This window comes from Nonomuraea sp. B1E8 (genome assembly GCF_039871515.1).
Taxonomy (GTDB): Bacteria; Actinomycetota; Actinomycetes; order Streptosporangiales; family Streptosporangiaceae; genus Nonomuraea.
Genome location: NZ_JBDPLS010000018.1, coordinates 30,096 through 47,451 on the forward strand (window position 1 = coordinate 30,096; position 17,356 = coordinate 47,451).

Genomic DNA, 17,356 nt, shown 5'->3' on the forward strand with positions numbered 1-17,356 from the left:
GAAGCCGTGGTCCCGGCACCCCCGCGGAGGGCCGGGACCGGGCGGGTCGCGGGATGTCAGCGGCTGAGCCAGTCGAACACCCAGCTGCGATCGCTATGGTGCGGCTTGCCGTGCCCGTGCCCGTGCCCGTGCCCGTGCCCGTGCCCGTGCCCGTGCCCGTGCCCGTGGCCCGGAGCGCAGGCGTCGATGTCGCGGGTGCCGGCGAACCTTCCGTGATGCGTCACGTGGTGGTAGGTCGAGTCTTCGTTCACCGCGAGGTCACAGTGGTGCGGGTGCCGGCCGGAGTCGGCGGCGGCCGCGCCGGCCCCGAACACCACGGCCGCCGCGGCCAGTGCACCGCCGGTGGCGATGAGGGTACTTCTCATGATCTCCCCCTGTAATCACGAAGTGTCATCGGCCATCACTATACGTAGCGATCTTGTGAGGGCGCGGAGCGCCACGCGCTTTTCTGATCAACAGGGTGGCCGCGCAGGACTACGGTCTGACCGCCCGCGGATAGCACAGCAGCGGCCACGGGTCGCCTTCGGCCTGCACGCGGAACCCGGCGGAAGGCGGGCGGCGGGATCATGTCCGCAGATCGCGTACGGCGGCCAGGTAGGCCCAGATGGCGTCGCGGTTACGGGCGAGGCAGTCGATACGCTGCTGGATGCGCTCCGCCTCGGCCTCCAGGAGGCCGGCGAGCTCGGGCGTGAGGCATTGCGGGTGCAGGTGGATCCCGCCCGGCCCGTCGAGGAACGGGAGGATGCGGCGGATGATCTCCGTCGTGAGCCCCGAGTCGAGCAGGCCGCGGATCTGCTGGACCCGGTGCACGGCCGAGGGCGGGTAGACGCGGTAGCCGTTGTCCGCGCGTTCCGGGTGGAGGAGGTCCTGCTCCTCGTAGTAGCGCAGCATGCGCGTGTGGACGCCGGTGCGCCGGGAGAGCTCCCCGATTCTCATGGCAGGCCTCGGTCCGCTGGGATTTGCCTTCACACTGATGTGAAGGTTTCAGCCTAGTCCCATGGCTGATGGGGTGCGCGACGGGAGAATGCCGTGGCCGGGACTGCTCGCGTTGTTCGCGGCGGCGTTCACGGCGGTGATGACGGAGTTGCTGCCCGCCGGGCTGCTGCCGCAGATCGGAGCGGCGCTGGAGGTGCCGGAAGGGCGGGCCGGGTTCCTGGTGACGGCGTACGCGGTGGCGTCGTTCCTGGCGGCGATCCCGCTGACGGCGCTGTTGCGGCGCTTCGCCCGGCGGCCGGTGCTGGTGGGGACGCTGGTGGGGTTCGCCGCCTGCAACGCGGCGACCGCGCTGTCCTCGTCGTACGCGGTGACGTTCGGGGTCCGGGTGCTGGCCGGGGCGATGGGCGGGATCCTGTGGGCGATGCTGGTCGGTTACGCCGCCCGGATGGTGCCGCCCGAGCGGCGGGGGCGGGCGATCGCGATCGTCTCCGCCGGGATCACGGTGGCGTTGTGCGCGGGCATCCCGGCGGGTGCGGCGCTGGCCGGGACGTTCGGATGGCGGGCCGCGTTCGGCGCGCTGGCCGTCGCGGCGGTCGTCCTGGTGGGGTGGGTGCTGGCCACGGTCCCCGGTTTCCCCGGCGAGACGGCGGCCGGACGCGTGCCGTTGCGGCGGGTCGCCGCCGTCCCCGGGGTCGCGACGGTGCTGGGGGTGACGGTGCTGGTGCTGGTGGCGCACCAGGCGGTGTACACGTACCTGGCGCCGCTCGCCGCGCTGACCGGGGCCGGGCGGACGAGCGCGGTGCTGCTGGTGTTCGGCGTGGGGACGGTCGTGGGAATCTGGGTGGTGGGCGCGGTCATCGACCGGGCCCTGCGCGTGACGCTCGTGGTGGTGCTGGCCGTGGTGGCGGGGGCGATGGTCGTGCTGGGCGCGCTCGGGGGGCCGGTCTCCCTGGCGGCGGTGGCGCTGTGGGGCGCGGCCTTCGGAGGCGTGCCGACGCTGCTGCAGACGGCGCTGGTGAACGCGTCAGGGTCGGAGAACGCCGATGTGGCCACCTCCATGCAGACCACGGTGTACAACGCCGGCATCGCGGGCGGGTCGCTGGCCGGCGGGCTGGTGCTTGAGGGCGCCGGCGCGGGCGCGCTGCCGTGGACGGCCCTGCCGCTGGTGGCGGTCGCCCTGGCGATCGTGCTCGCGGCGCGCCGGCACGCCTTCCCCGGCCGCCGGGCCGCTGGAGACCGTGCCTGGCCAGGGGCTCGACGCGTTCGCGTTCCTCGTGCGACAGGTGGGGCAGCAGGTCGCCCGTGAGCGGGTCGACGGCGGCGCGTGAGTTGCCGAGGCCGCCCGGAGCGGGTGAACGGGCGCGTCAGGTGAAGACCTCGGAGAGGAACGTCGTCAGGGCCGCGGTCACCTCCGCCGGCCGCTCCAGCGGGGCCAGATGGCCCGTGTCCGGCAGGTCGAGGCGGCGGGCCCCGGGGATGCCCTCCGCGAGCAGGCCGGACACCTCCTGGATGCCGGGCACGTCCGACAGGCCGTTGACCACCAGGGCAGGCACGGCGATCTCGGGCAGGCGGGTGGCCGCGGGCGGGTCGAGGTGGCGTTCGGCTGACCTGGGGCCGGACCACGACCGTCGGAACACCAGCTCGCACATCTCCACCGCCGCCGCCCACACCTCGTCGGAGAGGGCATCACGACCGCGGTCCGGGCCGGCGACCTGCCACAGCGTGTGAGCCTCGGCCATCGCGCGCACGTCGGCGGGGTCGACGTGGCCCGCGGCGCCGGCGCGGTAGCGGGCCAGCCGGTCGGGCGGCACCGAGGCGTGCACGCGGTCGCGGGCCTGATCGAGCATCGCCCGCGGCCACCGGTGACCGGCCAGGCCCGAGCTGATCAGGGCGAGCGCGGCGACCCGCTCAGGGGCGGCGAGCGCGGCCTCCACGGCGTACGCGCCGCCCATCGAGCAGCCGATCAGGGCCGCCTGCTCGATCTTCATGGCGTCCATGACGGCGAGCAGGTCCTCGTGATGGCAGACCTCGCCCTCGGCGTCGCCTGACCGGCCGTGGCCGCGCCAGTCGTAGCGGACCACGCGGTGGCGCCGCGACAGCGCCGCGAACTGGTGGTCCCACATGCGCATGTCGGCCACCCCCGCGTGCGCCAGGACCACGGTGCCCGCCGGCTCCTCGGGGCCGGCCTCTTCGCAGGCGATCTCAACGCCGCCGATCGTCACCATGCCGGGGACGCTACCGCGGGCCGGCTGAGCGGGCGCGGCCGTTCGCCGTGGGCACAGCCGCCGAACGGTTCCTCAGGGGGAGGCCCGTCCCCCTGGCGGGGGAGCCCCGGCGGCGGCCCCGTCGGCAGAGTCGGTGCCATGAGAATCGTGATGGCGGGCGTCGCATGGACGGGTCTGTACGTGGCGTCGAAGGTCGTCTACGCCCTGGAGGGCAAGCTGGGCGTCACCGGCGGGCCACAGGTGTCGCCGGACAGCTACCTCGCCTACGGCCCCGGCGAGGTGGCAGTGGCGCAGTGGGGCAACGTGGCGTCCGGGGTGGTGATCATGGCGATCCTGCTGGCGGGGCGGATCCGGTTCACGGGGCGCCTGCCGTACCTGGTGGTGCTCTGGGCGCACGGGGTCTGCACGGCGATCGCCGCCGTGGGCGCCGTGGGGATGACGGGTGGCGCGCTGGTGACCGATCGCGGGGGCGCGGTCTTCGGCGCCTACTGCGCCGTGTGGGCGGTGCTGCTGTTCCTGGCCACGCGTGACGTACGCCGCAGGCACCACGCGCGGCGGCCGCTCGGGGGGCACCGGGCGAAAAGCGGTGGCCGCGCCCCGGCCTGCCATCAGAAGATCGGAGGCGTCCAGGAACGGTGACACCGGACGGAGAGGGGACACTTGGCTCACATTCGCCGGACGGTGCAGTCGGCAATAGGCGATCGCGTCACCGAAAGCCTGTGGGTCCGGGTCGCCGAAGCCGAACGACTGTGGGAGAGCCTCCTTGCGGGGCGTGCACGATAGCGGTGCCCAGTCAGGTGTTCGCCAGAAACCGAAACGTCCCGGAAACACGCCTACCGTGATGATACCGGCCATGAAGATCACACAACGCATCCGGAGGATGTCCGGGACACGGCGCGGCGCCGTGGCGTCGGCCGGCGTGGCGAGCGCTCTGCTGCTCTCGGGCTGGGCCGTGCCGGCGTCGGGCCTCGCCGCGAGCCAACCGGCCCAGGCAGCCGCCGTCCAGGCGGAGGCATGCACCCCCGGGCGCCCGTCGCAGGACCTCAAGCCCACTACGCCTGAGACGCTGAAGCAGGCCTACGACTGCATCCTCACCCGCTTCTACGCGGGCCCGGTAATGGACCACCGGGACCTGGTGGCCGCCGCCTTCGCCGCTTTCACCCAGGAGCTCCACCGGCGCGGCATGGACCAATCGGACGCCACCACGCCACCCATGAGCGGGGACCGCGACCGCGACTGGCAGGCGTTCAGCGACGTCTACGAGCAGATAGAGGCTGACGCCGACACACAGCAGGCGCTCGCCGCGGCGGTGATGAACGGCATGGTCACCAGCCTCGACAGCAACCACACGAAGTGGGTGCGCCCTGAGCCGGGCGGGGAGGCAGGCGGACTCGGCATCACGGTGTCGGGAGCGCGCAGGGAGAACCTCGACCCGGCCGCCACCGAGCCGCTGTTCGTGACCGACGTGGTCGAGAACAGCCCGGCTGCCAAGGAGGGCGTGCGTCCCGGCGACGTGATCGTCTCAGTCGACGGCGCGCCGCCCTTCCTCGGCGGGCTGCTTTCCACGGGCGTCATCAACCGGCTGAACGCTACCGACGGCGAGCCGGTACGGCTCAAGCTGAAAGAGCCGACGAGCGGACGCGAGCGTACGGTGTCGATCGAGCCTGGACCTTTCGATCCGCCTTCGCTGGAGGCGTCGGCCAAGCGGTTGGACGGCGACATCGGTTACGTCGAACTCCCCGGGTTCTACCAGGGCTCGGCCGACGACACGCTGGCGGCGGTGCAACGGCTGCGTGAGGACAAAGAGCTCCGCGGGCTTGTCCTGGATCTGCGAGGGAACATCGGCGGAGGAGGGACGGAGGTCCCCAGGCTGCTCGGCGCATTCGCCCACGACAAGATCATCAACTACCACTGCGACGTCCACGACGAGTGCGTCCCCACGCGCACCGACGACAGCGTTCCCTTGCTCGGTCTCCCCCTCGTCGTGCTGGTCGACCGCGCCTGTGTCTCTGCCTGCGACGACTTCAGCGCCGCCGCCAAGTGGCATGACATCGCCCCGCTGGTCGGCACCCGGACTGCGGGCTGGGTGGCCGGCGCGGGAATCACGTACTCGCTGAACGACGGCAGTGCGCTGCAGCTGCCGTCAGTCCACCACTTCGGCCCCAACCGGGAATTGATCAACACCATCGGCGTCCCCGCCGATTACCAGGCCCCGATGACCCCCGCCGATCTGGCCGCAGGCCGCGATCCCGCTCTGGCCAAGGCGCTCACTCTGGTGCCATAAGGCCACCTGCTTGGGCACCGCACCCGCGGGCAGCCGCGCCAACAGATGAGCAAACGCTTGGGAGAAGATCGCCTGGCCGGGCGCAATTGGCAACTTCACACCCGGATGTAATAGTTCGCCGCCTCTCTGGCCAGGAAAGGGCCACGCCCAGGGCGGTAACGCGGGCGAAACACGCTGTTCTGTTGAATCTCCTCCGAATGGTCAGAGCGACAGCACTCCAACCGATTGCGGCCCTGCTGGCGTTGGGAGACATCGCATCGGTTGTGTATGAGGAGGCATTGTCATGGAGGGTCAACGGTCAGGGGCGTCCCGGCGGTCGGTGCTGGGTTTGATGGGGGCCGTGCCGGTCGCGGCGGCTGGTGCCGTGATGGCGGGTACAGGTCCGGCATCCGCTGAGTCGTCGAGGCGTGCCAGGGGGCCGAAGGCGATGCGCCCTGGCGGGGAATATGACCAGTACGTCGCCAAGCAGGCCGGTGCCGATAAGTTCTCCGGCACCATTCTGGTGGCGTACGGCGGCAAGCCGGTGCTGGAGCGGGCGTACGGCATGGCCGACAAGGGAAAGTCGATCCGCAACCGGACCGACACTCTGTTCAATCTCGCCTCGATCGGCAAGTCCTTCACGGCCACGGCGCTGTTGCAGCTGGTTGAGCAGGGCAAGGTGGACTTGAGGGAGAAGCTGGGCACCTACCTGGGCGGGTTCCCTGCCGCGGTGGCCAAGACGGCGACCGTTCACCAGTTGCTGACGCACACCTCGGGTGTCGGCCGGCCCCCTGTCCGGCCGCCCGATCCGGTGGAGCAGGCGTGGGACTCGGTCGAGGAGGTGTGGGAGGGCACCCTGAAGGCCATCCGTGCGCAGGAGCCGCGGTTCACTCCGGGGACGGATTGGCAGTACAGCAATGACGGGTTCACGGTGCTCGGTGCGATCGTGGCCGAGGTGTCGGGGCAGAATTACTACGACTACGTGCGTGAGCACGTGTTCGCTCCGGCCGGGATGGAGCGCACGGATTTCTACACCAGGCCGGAGGTGCTGGCCGCGGACGACATCGCCCACAACTACGCGACCCCGAACAAGGGCGAGCCTTTCGATTTCACGACGAGTGACGAATTCCCGTTCATCGGTCTGCCGGCCGGCGGCTGCTTCTCCACCGCTCGGGAACTGCTGAAGTTCGTGATGGCGTTGCGAGAGGACGGCAAGCTGCTCAGGCACTCGTTCGCCGAGCTGGCCACCAGTGGTAAGGAGCCGGATGTGGCCCCCGAGGAGGAGCCGGATCCGCTGCTGCAGTGCACGCACTACGGCTATGGATTCGCGACCAGCATCTACAATTTCCAGCGTATTTACGGCCACACCGGCGGTGGCAAGGGAGTGGGCGACAGCTACAACGTCTATCCCGATCTGGACTGCGTGTCGGTGATCCTCGGAAATCACGGCAGCGCGCACTCCAAGCCCATCGTCCAGTTGGAACGCCGGCTCGTCACCGAGCCGAGTAACAGTCGGTCAGAGCGGGTTCACGTCCCGGCGGCATCCTGACTGCGAGTGCGAGCGGGCCGGATTCCTTGCGCAACCGGAGCCAGCCGAAGATGGTTGAGCGACCCACGCCGAAGACTTTCGCCGCCTCGGTCATTCCCTTGTCGATGGCGCCCGGGATGAGGACTCGGGTCTCTTCGAGGGCTCGTCGCGGGATGGGGGAGCGGCGAGGGCCGGAACCGCCCCCCGCCCGCGTGCCGGAGGGAGGCCGGTCACATTCGCGGCGCCGATGTCACACTCGCGGGGCGTACGGGCTCTATGTCCGTGACAGCCGCAAGCCGCGCCGGGAGGAACGCCGCGATGTCCGACGAGCAGGCCACGCAGGTCTTCATCGACCACCGTGAGCTGCTGTTCTCCATCGTCTACAACATGCTCGGCAGCGTCGCCGACGCGGAGGACGTGCTGCAGGAGACGTGGTTGTCCTGGGCCAGGCGGAGCGCGCCGTCCGCCGGTGAGCAGGTCGCCAGCCCGCGCGCCTACCTGGTGCGGATCGCGGTCAACGCGGCGCTGGCCCGCCAGGCGAGCATCAGCAGGCGGCGCGAGGAGTACGTCGGCCCGTGGCTGCCCGAGCCGTTCGTCACCGAGGGCGAGGACGCGGCCGGCCCCGCGGTGCGGGCCGAGTCGGTGTCGATGGGCCTGTTCGTGGTGCTCCAGTCGCTCACCCCGCTCGAACGCGTCGTGTTCCTGCTGCACGAGGTGTTCGGCTACGCCCACACCGAGATCGCCGGGATCCTCGGGCGCACGCCGGCGGCCGTGCGCCAGCTCGCCCACCGCGCCCGCGAGCACGTCCACGCCCGGCGCCCCCGCTACGACGTCGACCCCGGGGTGCGGCGCAGGGCCACGGAGAAGTTCCTGGCGGCGGTGTTCGGCGGCGACCTGGCGGCGCTGCTGCGGCTGCTGGCCCCCGACGTGACGTTGTGGTCGGACGGAGGAGGCAAGGCTCCCGCGCCCGCCCGCCTGCGTCCCGTCCGCGGCCGCGACAAGGTGGCCAGGCTCCTGGCCGCGGGCCCCGGGCGCGTGCCGGAAGGGCTGGACGTGCGTTACCGGGAGATCAACGGCGACCCGTCGGCCGTGCTGTTCGACGGCGACGCGCCGTTCGGCATGATGGTGCTGGACCTGACCCCCGACGGTGAGCAGGTGGCCGGCATCTACGCCGTCACCAACCCCGACAAGCTGGTACGGATCACCGACCGAAATCCGGAAAGATCCGATACCGACCGTCCGGGCACGCCATCCTGTGAGGGTGCAGACGACTGACCTCCTTCACGCCTTTTACGCCCGGCGCCTGCGCCGGCAGGTCATGGCGGGCCCGCTCCCGGGCCACGTCGGCCTGATCATCGACGGCAACCGGCGCTGGGCCAAGCAGAAGGGCCTGGCGCATCCGGGCCTCGGCCACAAAGCCGGCGCCGAGCACATCGCCGACGTCATGGCGTGGTGCGAAGGGCTGGGCATCAACCATCTGACCGTGTTCCTCTGCTCGACGGAGAACCTCCAGCGCCGCGGCGACGAGGAGGTGGCCTCCCTGCTGGGTGTCATCGAACGCATGGTCGCCGAGCAGCTCGACCGGCCCGACGCCCGGTGGCAGGTCCACGTCGCCGGAATGCTCGACATGTTGCCCGACACCACGGCCCGCGCCCTCAAGAGCGCCGTGGAGGCGACCCGCACGTGCGCCACCGGCTTCCACCTCACCCTGGCCATCGGGTACGGCGGCCGCCAGGAGGTCGTCGACGCCCTGCGCGAGCTGCTGTACGAGCGGGCCGAGTCGGGGCAGTCCATGGTGGAGCTGGCCTCGACGCTGACCGTCGACGACATCGCCCCGCACCTGTACACCGCCGGGCAGCCCGACCCCGACCTGGTGATCCGCACCAGCGGCGAGCAGCGCATGTCGAACTTCCTGCTCTGGCAGTCGGCCTACTCCGAGCTGTACTTCTGCGAGGCGTACTGGCCCGCCTTCCGCGAGATCGACTTCCTGCGCGCGCTGCGGAGTTTCGCCGCCCGGCAGCGGCGTTACGGCGGGTAAAACCGGTTGCCCGGCACGTCCGGGGAATGCTGAGGTGTCCGCGTGAAACATGACGACGTGCTGGCCCTGTTCGACCGGCAACTGCGGCGGGAGGCCCGCCCCGACGGGCCGGGAATGCGGGTCGAGCGGGCGGGCGGCGTGGTGCGCCAGACCGGCCCCGCGCACGGCTGGAACGGCGTGTTGTGGTCCGGCCTCGACGAGCGGGACGCGGACGCGGCGATCGCGGGGCAGGTGCGGCACTTCGGGTCGCTGGGGCTGGCGTTCGAGTGGAAGCTGTACGCCCACGACCTCCCCGCCGACCTCGGCGACCGGTTGCTGGCAGCCGGGTTCACCGCCGAGCCGCAGGAGACGGTCATGGTGGCCGAGTCCGCCGCGATAGCAGCGGGCCCGCCCGCCGAGCCGGAGGGCGTACGCCTGGTCCCGGTGACCGGTGCGGACGGCGTGGAGCTGATGGCCGGCGTGCACGAGCGCGCTTTCGGCCACGTCGGGGAGCGCGACGGCGACCACTTCAGGCGGCAGCTCCTCGACCGGCTCGCGGCCGGCACGCTCAACGCCGTGCTCGCCCTGGCCGGCGACGAGCCCGTCAGCGCCGCCCGGCTGGACCTGTATCCCGGCACCGGCTTCGCCGGGCTGTGGGGCGGCGGCACCGTGCCCGGATGGCGCGGGCGGGGCGTCTACCGCGCGCTGGTCGCCTGGCGTGCCCGCGAGGCGGTCGCGCTCGGCCACCCCTACCTGCAGGTGGACGCGTCCAGCCAGAGCCGTCCCATCCTGGAGCGGCTGGGGTTCGCCGCGCTCACCACCACGACGCCGTACACGCATCCTTGACTAGGGTGGGTGGGCCGCACCCCGTCACCTGTGAGGAGACCTGCACGTGCCCGGAACGAACCCGCGCGAGCTCGGCCTGCTGGCCGACTGCGAGAGCTGCTTCGGGTTGTGCTGCGTGGCGCTGCCGTTCTCGGCCTCGGCCGACTTCGCCGCCGACAAGGACGCCGGGCAGCCCTGCCACAATCTGCGCGACGACTTCCGCTGCTCCATCCACGACCGGCTCAGGCAGAGCGGCTTCGCCGGCTGCACGGTCTTCGACTGCTTCGGGGCGGGGCAGAAGGTCTCGCAGGTCACGTTCGAGGGCACGAGCTGGCGGGAGGCGCCCGGCACGGCCCGGCTGATGTACTCCGTGTTCCCGGTCATGCGGCAGCTGCACGAGCTGCTGTGGTATCTGGCGGAGGCGCTGGCGCTCGACGCCGCCCGGCCCGTGCACGCGGAGCTGGCCGAGGCCCTCGCCGCGACCGAGCGCCTCACCCTGCGCAGCGCCGGCGAGCTGGAGAAGGTCGACGTGGAGGCGGAGCGGGTGCGCGTCAACACGCTGCTGCTGCGGGTCAGCGAGCTGGTCAGGGCGGGGCGCGCGGGCAAGGATCACCGGGGAGCCGACCTGATCGGCGCCCGCCTGAGCGGCGCCGACCTGCGCGCGGCCAGCCTGCGCGGTGCGTACTTGATCGGGGCCGACCTGAGGGGAGCCGACCTGCGCCAGGCCGACCTCATCGGGGCCGACCTGCGCGGGGCCGACCTGTCGGGAGCCGACCTCGACGGCGCCCTCTTCCTCACCCAGCCCCAGATCGACTCCGCCAGGGGCGACCGGGCGACCCGCCTGCCCGCCGCGCTCACCCGCCCGGCGCACTGGTCCGCCCCGCAGGACCGGCCGTCCCGGCCTCGCGCAAGGGGCGGAGGAAGAGCGCGCGGCGCCGGCCGCCGCCGCTGACCACCGCCCCCGCTCAGGCGGGGCCGGTCGTGTCGCCGAGGGATTCCAGCAGGGTGCGCAGCGTGTCGGCGAGGTCGTCGCGCCGCTCCTCCGGCAGCGCGGCGAGCACCCGCTGCTCCGTCGCGATGTGGTGCGGCAGCACTTCGTCGATCAACGTGTGCCCCTCGTCCGTGAGGGTCACGTGGACGCCGCGCCCGTCCAGGTCGCTCGGGGCGCGCGTCACCAGGCCGCGCGCCTCCAGGCGGTCGAGCCGCTGCGTGATGGCCCCCGAGGTGACCATGGACGCGCGCATCAGCTCGGCGGGCGTCAGCCGGTGCGGGGGATCGCTGCGGCGCAGCGTGGCCAGCACGTCGAACGAGGCCGGGTCGAGCCCGTGGGCGTCGAAGGTGCGGCGCAGCTCGGCGGTGATCAGCCGCGACAGCCGCGACAGCCGGCCGATGACCGCCATCGGGGAGACATCCAGGTCAGGGCGCTGGGCGGCCCACTGTTCAAGCACGAGGTCGACGTGATCTGCCACTCCTCCAGCCTAGCGATGTCTTAGCGGTGAGGTACATCACGTAGGCAAATATCTTAGTGGTGAGTTACTTTGTCTTAGTGCTAAGAAATCGAACGGGAATCGTGTTGCTGACCGCGTTGACCCCCTCCATCTGGGGGACGACCTACCTGGTCACCACGGAGTTGCTGCCGCCCGGCCGGCCCCTGCTCGCGGCGCTGATCCGGGCCCTGCCCGCCGGGCTGCTCCTCCTGGCGATCACCAGGCGCCTGCCGGAGGGGATCTGGTGGTGGCGCTCGCTGGTGCTGGGGGCGCTGAACATCGGGGTGTTCTTCGCGCTGCTGTTCGTGGGCGCCTACCGGCTGCCCGGCGGGGTGGCCGCGACCGTCGGGGCCGTCCAGCCCCTGCTCGTCGCGCTGCTGTCGGCCGGGCTGCTCGCCGAGCGCCTGTCCCTGCGCACCGCGCTGGCGGCCATGGCGGGCGTGGCGGGGGTCGGCCTGCTCGTGCTGCGCGCCGACGCGCGCCTTGACGCGCTCGGCGTCGCCGCGGCCCTCGGCGGCGCCGCCGTCATGGCCACCGGGGTCGTGCTGAGCAAGCGGTGGCGCTCGCCCGCGCCGCTGCTGGCCACCACCGGCTGGCAGCTCGTCGCCGGCGGCCTGCTGCTGCTCCCCGTGGCCCTGCTCGTCGAAGGGCCGCCGCCCGCCGTCCTCACGACCGCCAACCTCGCCGGGTACGCCTATCTCGCCGTCATCGGCTCCGCCTTCGCCTACGCCCTGTGGTTCTGGGGACTGGGACGGCTGTCGGCGACCCAGGTGACGTTCCTCGGCCTGCTCAGCCCCGTGGTCGCCACCGCGCTCGGCTGGCTGGTGCTCGGCCAGCGCCTCACCGCCGCCCAGGCGTTCGGCGCGGTCGTCGTCCTGGCCGCGCTCGTCGCCGCCCAGCTCCGCCCCGCCCGGCCGCGGCCGGCGCAGGCCGTACTCGCAGGAAAGGAATCCTGACCGTCATGCGCATCACCCTCTTCGGCGCCGCCGGCGCCGTCGGCAGCAGGACGCTGGCCGAGGCGCTGTCGCGCGGCCACGACGTCACCGCCGTCGTCCGCGACCCCGCCCGCCGTCCGCTGCCGCACCCCGGCGCGAAGGTCCGCCGCGGCGACGCGTCGGACGTCGGCGACGTCGCCGCGCTCAGCGCCGGGCAGGATCTGGTCATCAGCGCCACCCGCCCCGCGCCCGGCCACGAGCACGACCTGGTGACCACCGCCGAGTCCCTGCTGGCCGGGGCCTCGGCCACCGGCGTGCGGCTGCTGCTCGTCGGTGGCGCGGCCGGGCTGACCGTGCCCGGCACGGGCGGGCTCACCGTCGTCGACACCCCGGACTTCCCGCCCTCCTGGCGGCCCATCGCGCTGGCCTGCGAAGCCCAGCTCGCCGCCTGCCGCGCGGCCCCGCGCGCCGACTGGACCTACCTGAGCCCGCCGGCGCTGCTGGAGCCGGGCGAGCGCACCGGCCGCTACCGGCTCGGCGCCGACGAACTGCTGGTCGGCGCCGACGGCCGCTCGATGATCTCCATGGAGGACCTCGCCGTGGCGCTCCTCGACGAGGCCGAGCGACCCCGGCACCGCCGGTGCCGGTTCACGGTGGCGTACTGACGCCGTGGCCTGGCGGCGGGCCGCCGTTAGAGTCGTGGACCACGCCCCCGTGATCCCGCCGAGGAGAGCCGCATGACCATCGCCGCGTACACCGTGACCGACCCCGTCGCCGAGCACGGCGAGGGGCCCGTGTGGTCGAGCCGCTGGGGCGGGCTGCGCTGGGTCGACATGCTCGCCGGTGACGTGCTCGCGCTGGACGCCGGCGGAGGGGTGCGCCGCCGGCACGCCGGGGCGCTCGCCGCCGTCGTACGGCCCCGCGTCTCCGGCGGCTACGTGGTCGCGGCCGAGCGCGAGCTGCTCCTGTCCGACTCCGACGACCTCGACGCCCCGCTGCGTTCCCTGGGCGAGGCGTGGACCGACCCCGCCATCCGGATGAACGAGGGCGGCTGCGACCCCGACGGCCGCTTCTACATCGGCAGCATGGCCTACGACGCCACCCCGGGGCGCGGCTCGTTCTACGTGGCCGGGCCGGGCGGGGAGCTGCGCGTGGTGCTGCCAGGAGTGACGATCTCCAACGGGTTCGACTTCAGCCCCGACGGGAGCCTGGCCTACTACGCCGACACCGGGACCGGCCGCGTGGACGTGCTCGACTACACCCCGGACGGCGGGCTGAGCGGGCGGCGGCCGTTCGCGGTCGTCGACCCGGCCCAGGGGGCGCCCGACGGGCTGACCGTGGACGCCGAGGGCGGGGTGTGGGTGGCGCTCTGGCAGGGCGGGGCCGTGCACAGGTACGACGCGGATGGCCGGCTCGACGCGGTCGTCACCCTGCCCGTACGCAAGGTCACGGCGGTGGCGTTCGGCGGCGACGGCCTCGACCGGCTGTTCATCACGACCTCCGCGCTCGACGTCGACAGGGGCGAGCAGCCCGCCGCCGGCGCGCTCTTCGCCGCCGACCCGGGTGTGCGCGGCCGCCCGGTCCTGCCCGCCGCCCTCTGATCCTCCGGCTGATCGCGCGGGCCGCCGCCGACCTGGACGCCTTCCTCGCCAAGGTGCTGGACGGCAGCGTGGCGTGACGTTGGCGGGGGCGGCGTCCAGCTCTCGCCGGCGGACGGGAAGGGCCGCCCGCGGCCTCGGCCGGCTTCCCGTCGCGGCCACCGTCGCCACCTGAGCGGGCGGTGCGCGATGGGCGCCGGCGTGAACGTCGCCCATGGCTTGGACCGCACGTCGGCGCCTTCCGGTTCCCTCGGCGAACGACTTTCCCGGGTTCGCATCCGAAGCGTCCTCATGTTACCGCGCACTCTCCGATCGAGATACTCTCACCATCCAGATGTTGTTATCATGTGAATGGACGAGGAGCGGCGATGACCGAGGTGCCCCAGATCGACCTGAGCGACCCCGCGGTTCTCGGGAACCCGCTCACCGCGTTCACCCAGGTGCGCGAGCAGTCGCCCGTGGTGCGGCTGGCCGCGCCCGGGTTCGGCCCGTTCTGGGCCGTGACGCGGCACGCGGAGGCCAGGGCGATGCTCGGCGACCCGCGCCTGAAGACCAGCGCGGACAGCTATGTGCAGTTCGACGTGCCCGAGCACTGCCGGCGGTACATGCGCACCATGTCCGTGCTGAACGGCCCCGAGCACTCCCGGCTGCGCCGGCTGGTCGCACCCGCGTTCACGCCGCGCAAGGCCGCCGCGTTCGGGCCGCGCATGGAGCGGATCGCCGACCGCCTCCTCGACGAGCTGCCCGGGCACGCCGCCGGGGACGGCGCCGTCGACCTGCTGGCCCACTTCGCGCGGCCCCTGCCGATCGAGGTGATCTGCGAGCTGGTCGGCATCCCCGCCGCCGACCGCCCCCGCTGGCGTGAGTACGGCGCCGCCGTCGCCACCGGGCACGGCCAGGGCCTGCGGGAGGCCATCCCGGCCATCATGGAGGGCGCCACGGCGGCCGTCGCCCGCGGCGTCGCCGAGCCCGGCGACGACCTGATCTCCGACCTCGCCCGCGTCATGGAGGAGGACGGCGACCGGCTGAGCGAGGTCGAGCTGGTCACCATGGTCTGGCAGCTGGTCCTGGCCGGCCAGACGCCCGTCAACCTCATCGCCAACGCCGTGGTCACCCTGCTCGGCCACCCCGAGCAGCTCGCCGCCCTGCGCGCCGGCCCGGAGCTCATGCCGCGCGCCGTCGAGGAGCTGATGCGCTGGTGCGGCCCCCAGCTGCTGACGATCCCGCGCTTCCCCGCCGAGGACGTCGAGATCGGCGGCGTGCTCATCCCCAAGGGAGAGCCCGTCACCGCCGCGATCGCCGCCGCCAACCGTGACCCCCGCGTGTTCGACGATCCCGGCACGTTCGACATCCGGCGGGAGGCGTCCGGCCACCTCGGGTTCGCGCACGGCCCGCACTTCTGCGTCGGCGCCTCGCTGGCCCGGGTGCAGACGGGCGCCGCGCTCGGCGCGCTGCTGCGCCGCTTCCCCGACCTGGCGCTCGCCGGCGACGCCGCGTACACTCCCGACCCGGGCACGCTGCGCCTGGCCTCCCTGCCCGTGACGCTGCGCCCGACCCTCGTGCCGGGCGGCCACCACGACGGTGAACCGCGCGAGAAGTCCGCCTGAGCCCCGCACCGCGCGGCCACCGGGCGGTGCCTGCCCCCCGTTCAGGGCTGCGCGGGTGGGTTGTCCGCGCCGTCGAAGATGCGGCAGACCATCACCGTGGGCGGCCCGGCGGTCTCCGCGTACGGTTCGCTGTCGTCGCGCGGCTCGTAGCCGAGCTTCCCGGCCGAGGCGAGATCCCAGTGCCGCCGGGTGTTGGCCGACATGCCGAAGTGCACGCTCCACCCCGGGCCGGCCGTCAGGGCCGCCAGCAGCAGCGCGCCCGCGTCCCGGCCGGACAGCCACATGCCCAGGTACCTCGCCTCGTCCAGCGCGTAGCCGGTCGAGCCGAGCCGCAGGCAGACCACGGAAGCGCCGGTCAGCTCCGCGTGCAGCCGGCCGAGGTTCTCGGTGATGACCTTGCTGAGCCCGTACGCGCAGCAGGGCCGGGGTTCCCACGCCGGGTCCACCGGACGGTGCTCCGGCCGGTTGTACTCGCCCATGGCGTGCACCGTGCTGGCCAGCACCACCCGCGGCACGCCCTGTCCGGTGGCGGCGTCGAGCACGCGGCGGGTGAGCGCCACGTTGGCGCGGTAGACCTCCTCCCACGTCGCGTGCGGCCTGGGGTCGCCCGCGAGGTGGACCAGCCCGGACGCCCCGGCCAGCGCCCGCTCGGCCACCCCTGGCTCGGCCAGGTCGGCCACCATGGACTCCTCGCCGGGCAGGGTCGTCCCGGCCGTCCGGTCGACGACGCGCAGCCGGTGCTCCGCCAGCAGCGCGGGCCGCACCAGGCTGCCCACCCTCCCGAAACCGCCGGTGATCACCACAGGACCCATGCCGTGCCCCCGTTCCGTTCTCCACCTCGAATGTAGGCCGGTGACCGGGGGACGGACAGGACCTTTGCGACAGGGATCTGCTAGCGTGACCATCCCCGAACGGACCGGCCAGGGAGGTGAGACCCATTACCGCTGTGACAGGCTGGGTGCTCCCCTTCCCGGCCAGGCGGACCACCGGGACCAGGTGACCGCGGGAGCGCCCATCGGCATCCCGGAAGGCTTCCATGTCTGTTCTCCCGTCACCCGTCCAGACCGCTGAGATCGTCACGAGGCTGCGCGCCGCAGGATGCGTGTTCGCCGAGGACGAGGCGGCATTGCTCCTCTCCACCGCGTCGGCCCCCGAGGTCCTGGCCGCCATGGTCGCCAGGAGGGTCGCCGGCGAGCCGCTCGAACACGTGCTGGGCTGGGCGGAGTTCTGCGGCCTGCGCGTCGTCGTCGAGCCGGGGGTGTTCGTGCCCCGGCCGCGCACGGAGTTCCTCGTCCGCCGGGCCGTCGCACTGGCCCGCGCGGCCGCCGGCCCGCCCGTGATCCTCGACCTGTGCTGCGGCACGGGCGCGATGGGCGCCGCGGTGCTCGCCGAGCTCGCCGGCGCCGGGGGAGGCGGGGCCGAGGTGCACGCCGCCGACGTCGACCCGGCCGCCGTGCGCTGTGCCCGGCGCAACCTCCCGGGCGCGCACGTCTACGAGGGCGACCTGTTCGAGCCGCTGCCCTCCTCGTTGCGCGGCCGGGTCGGCCTCCTCATCGTCAGCCCGCCGTACGTGCCGTCGGGGTCGATCGGCCTGCTGCCGTCCGAGGCCAGGCTGCACGAGCCGCTGATGGCGCTCGACGGCGGCGGCGACGGGCTCGACGTCGCCCGGCGGGTGATCGCCGAGGCGCCGCGGTGGCTGGTGCCGGGCGGCCACCTGCTGGTCGAGACCAGCGAACGCCAGGCGGAGGCCACCGCCGCGGCCGTGGCGGGCGCCGGGCTGCGCGCCCGCGCCGAGCGCTCTGAGGAGCTGGACGCCACCGCCGTCATCGGCACCCGCCCCTAGCCCGCACAACTGACCGCCGACGCGTGCGCGCGGCGGCGTGGAAGCAGCGTTGACGGCATTGGGCCCCGGGCCCGGTTCACGGATAATCGGTG

Annotated in this window: 18 protein-coding genes; 13 read left to right on the forward strand and 5 right to left on the reverse strand. The window is 73.0% G+C overall.

The annotated features are described in order from the left end of the window. Positions 1-56 precede the first annotated feature (56 nt). On the reverse strand, positions 57-365 hold the full coding sequence (locus ABGA98_RS40035; RefSeq protein ID WP_347623688.1) for a hypothetical protein: 309 nt from the start codon (positions 363-365) through the stop codon (positions 57-59). Positions 366-564: 199 nt separating this feature from the next. Then, positions 565-936 (reverse strand): MerR family transcriptional regulator, encoded by a 372-nt coding sequence (locus tag ABGA98_RS40040; RefSeq protein WP_347623689.1) that lies wholly within the window; start codon positions 934-936, stop codon positions 565-567. A gap of 61 nt (positions 937-997) precedes the next feature. On the opposite strand from ABGA98_RS40040, the gene ABGA98_RS40045 reads away from it, so the two are divergent. Continuing rightward, on the forward strand, positions 998-2,242 hold the full coding sequence (locus tag ABGA98_RS40045) for an MFS transporter (RefSeq protein WP_347623690.1): 1,245 nt from the start codon (positions 998-1,000) through the stop codon (positions 2,240-2,242). 58 nt (positions 2,243-2,300) lie between these two features. Here ABGA98_RS40045 and ABGA98_RS40050 read toward each other — a convergent pair whose 3' ends face one another. Beyond that, positions 2,301-3,161, reverse strand: a complete 861-nt coding sequence (locus ABGA98_RS40050) for an alpha/beta fold hydrolase (RefSeq protein ID WP_347623691.1) — start codon at positions 3,159-3,161, stop codon at positions 2,301-2,303. Positions 3,162-3,299: 138 nt separating this feature from the next. On the opposite strand from ABGA98_RS40050, the gene ABGA98_RS40055 reads away from it, so the two are divergent. The 7 genes from ABGA98_RS40055 to ABGA98_RS40085 all read left to right on the forward strand — a co-directional run bounded on the left by ABGA98_RS40055 (position 3,300) and on the right by ABGA98_RS40085 (position 10,746). Further along, a complete protein-coding gene (locus ABGA98_RS40055; protein ID WP_347623692.1) occupies positions 3,300-3,800 on the forward strand; it encodes a hypothetical protein in 501 nt (166 codons plus the stop codon). A gap of 214 nt (positions 3,801-4,014) precedes the next feature. Further along, positions 4,015-5,445 (forward strand): S41 family peptidase, encoded by a 1,431-nt coding sequence (locus tag ABGA98_RS40060; protein ID WP_347623693.1) that lies wholly within the window; start codon positions 4,015-4,017, stop codon positions 5,443-5,445. Between the two features lie 340 nt (positions 5,446-5,785). Next, entirely contained in the window at positions 5,786-6,973 is a 1,188-nt protein-coding gene (locus tag ABGA98_RS40065) for a serine hydrolase domain-containing protein (protein ID WP_347623694.1), read from the forward strand. A 297-nt stretch (positions 6,974-7,270) separates the two neighbouring features. Further along, on the forward strand, positions 7,271-8,227 hold the full coding sequence (gene sigJ, locus ABGA98_RS40070) for an RNA polymerase sigma factor SigJ (RefSeq protein WP_347623695.1): 957 nt from the start codon (positions 7,271-7,273) through the stop codon (positions 8,225-8,227). 43 nt (positions 8,228-8,270) lie between these two features. Then, entirely contained in the window at positions 8,271-8,990 is a 720-nt protein-coding gene (gene uppS, locus ABGA98_RS40075; protein WP_347623808.1) for a polyprenyl diphosphate synthase, read from the forward strand. A gap of 42 nt (positions 8,991-9,032) precedes the next feature. After that, complete coding sequence (locus tag ABGA98_RS40080) at positions 9,033-9,815, forward strand: GNAT family N-acetyltransferase (RefSeq protein WP_347623696.1); 783 nt, start codon at positions 9,033-9,035, stop codon at positions 9,813-9,815. 46 nt (positions 9,816-9,861) lie between these two features. Continuing rightward, positions 9,862-10,746 carry a pentapeptide repeat-containing protein gene (locus ABGA98_RS40085; RefSeq protein WP_347623697.1) on the forward strand — a complete coding sequence of 295 codons (885 nt, stop codon included), beginning with the start codon at positions 9,862-9,864 and terminating at the stop codon, positions 10,744-10,746. 13 nt (positions 10,747-10,759) lie between these two features. Here ABGA98_RS40085 and ABGA98_RS40090 read toward each other — a convergent pair whose 3' ends face one another. Continuing rightward, complete coding sequence (locus ABGA98_RS40090) at positions 10,760-11,263, reverse strand: MarR family transcriptional regulator (protein ID WP_347623698.1); 504 nt, start codon at positions 11,261-11,263, stop codon at positions 10,760-10,762. 77 nt (positions 11,264-11,340) lie between these two features. Here ABGA98_RS40090 and ABGA98_RS40095 point away from each other — a divergent pair, with 77 nt between their 5' ends. From ABGA98_RS40095 to ABGA98_RS40110, 4 genes are all read left to right on the forward strand, one after another. Beyond that, complete coding sequence (locus tag ABGA98_RS40095) at positions 11,341-12,237, forward strand: EamA family transporter (protein ID WP_347623699.1); 897 nt, start codon at positions 11,341-11,343, stop codon at positions 12,235-12,237. 5 nt (positions 12,238-12,242) lie between these two features. Further along, complete coding sequence (locus ABGA98_RS40100; protein WP_347623700.1) at positions 12,243-12,881, forward strand: NAD(P)H-binding protein; 639 nt, start codon at positions 12,243-12,245, stop codon at positions 12,879-12,881. Positions 12,882-12,953: 72 nt separating this feature from the next. Beyond that, positions 12,954-13,817: an SMP-30/gluconolactonase/LRE family protein gene (locus ABGA98_RS40105; RefSeq protein WP_347623701.1), complete on the forward strand. Its 864-nt coding sequence runs from the start codon at positions 12,954-12,956 to the stop codon at positions 13,815-13,817. A gap of 365 nt (positions 13,818-14,182) precedes the next feature. Then, positions 14,183-15,421: a cytochrome P450 gene (locus tag ABGA98_RS40110; protein WP_347623702.1), complete on the forward strand. Its 1,239-nt coding sequence runs from the start codon at positions 14,183-14,185 to the stop codon at positions 15,419-15,421. A 41-nt stretch (positions 15,422-15,462) separates the two neighbouring features. On the opposite strand, the gene ABGA98_RS40115 is transcribed toward ABGA98_RS40110, so the two are convergent. Continuing rightward, the gene (locus ABGA98_RS40115) at positions 15,463-16,233 is read right to left on the reverse strand and encodes an NAD(P)-dependent oxidoreductase (RefSeq protein WP_347623703.1); all 771 of its coding nucleotides are present in this window, start codon (positions 16,231-16,233) and stop codon (positions 15,463-15,465) included. 224 nt (positions 16,234-16,457) lie between these two features. Between ABGA98_RS40115 and ABGA98_RS40120 the strand changes: the two genes are divergently transcribed. Beyond that, positions 16,458-17,264, forward strand: a complete 807-nt coding sequence (locus tag ABGA98_RS40120) for a putative protein N(5)-glutamine methyltransferase (RefSeq protein ID WP_347623704.1) — start codon at positions 16,458-16,460, stop codon at positions 17,262-17,264. Positions 17,265-17,356: the final 92 nt, after the last annotated feature.

What these genes read in the sequence shown, in the direction of transcription:
- ABGA98_RS40100 (WP_347623700.1), top strand. Translation starts at nt 12,243, where the DNA reads ATGCGCATCACCCTCTTCGGCGCCGCCGGCGCCGTCGGCAGCAGGACG.
- ABGA98_RS40060 (WP_347623693.1), top strand. Translation starts at nt 4,015, where the DNA reads ATGAAGATCACACAACGCATCCGGAGGATGTCCGGGACACGGCGCGGC.
- sigJ (WP_347623695.1), top strand. Translation starts at nt 7,271, where the DNA reads ATGTCCGACGAGCAGGCCACGCAGGTCTTCATCGACCACCGTGAGCTG.
- ABGA98_RS40045 (WP_347623690.1), top strand. Translation starts at nt 998, where the DNA reads ATGGCTGATGGGGTGCGCGACGGGAGAATGCCGTGGCCGGGACTGCTC.
- ABGA98_RS40110 (WP_347623702.1), top strand. Translation starts at nt 14,183, where the DNA reads ATGACCGAGGTGCCCCAGATCGACCTGAGCGACCCCGCGGTTCTCGGG.
- ABGA98_RS40035 (WP_347623688.1), bottom strand. Translation starts at nt 365, where the DNA reads ATGAGAAGTACCCTCATCGCCACCGGCGGTGCACTGGCCGCGGCGGCC.
- uppS (WP_347623808.1), top strand. Translation starts at nt 8,271, where the DNA reads ATGGCGGGCCCGCTCCCGGGCCACGTCGGCCTGATCATCGACGGCAAC.
- ABGA98_RS40040 (WP_347623689.1), bottom strand. Translation starts at nt 936, where the DNA reads ATGAGAATCGGGGAGCTCTCCCGGCGCACCGGCGTCCACACGCGCATG.
- ABGA98_RS40120 (WP_347623704.1), top strand. Translation starts at nt 16,458, where the DNA reads ATGTCTGTTCTCCCGTCACCCGTCCAGACCGCTGAGATCGTCACGAGG.
- ABGA98_RS40050 (WP_347623691.1), bottom strand. Translation starts at nt 3,161, where the DNA reads ATGGTGACGATCGGCGGCGTTGAGATCGCCTGCGAAGAGGCCGGCCCC.
- ABGA98_RS40105 (WP_347623701.1), top strand. Translation starts at nt 12,954, where the DNA reads ATGACCATCGCCGCGTACACCGTGACCGACCCCGTCGCCGAGCACGGC.
- ABGA98_RS40115 (WP_347623703.1), bottom strand. Translation starts at nt 16,233, where the DNA reads ATGGGTCCTGTGGTGATCACCGGCGGTTTCGGGAGGGTGGGCAGCCTG.
- ABGA98_RS40055 (WP_347623692.1), top strand. Translation starts at nt 3,300, where the DNA reads ATGAGAATCGTGATGGCGGGCGTCGCATGGACGGGTCTGTACGTGGCG.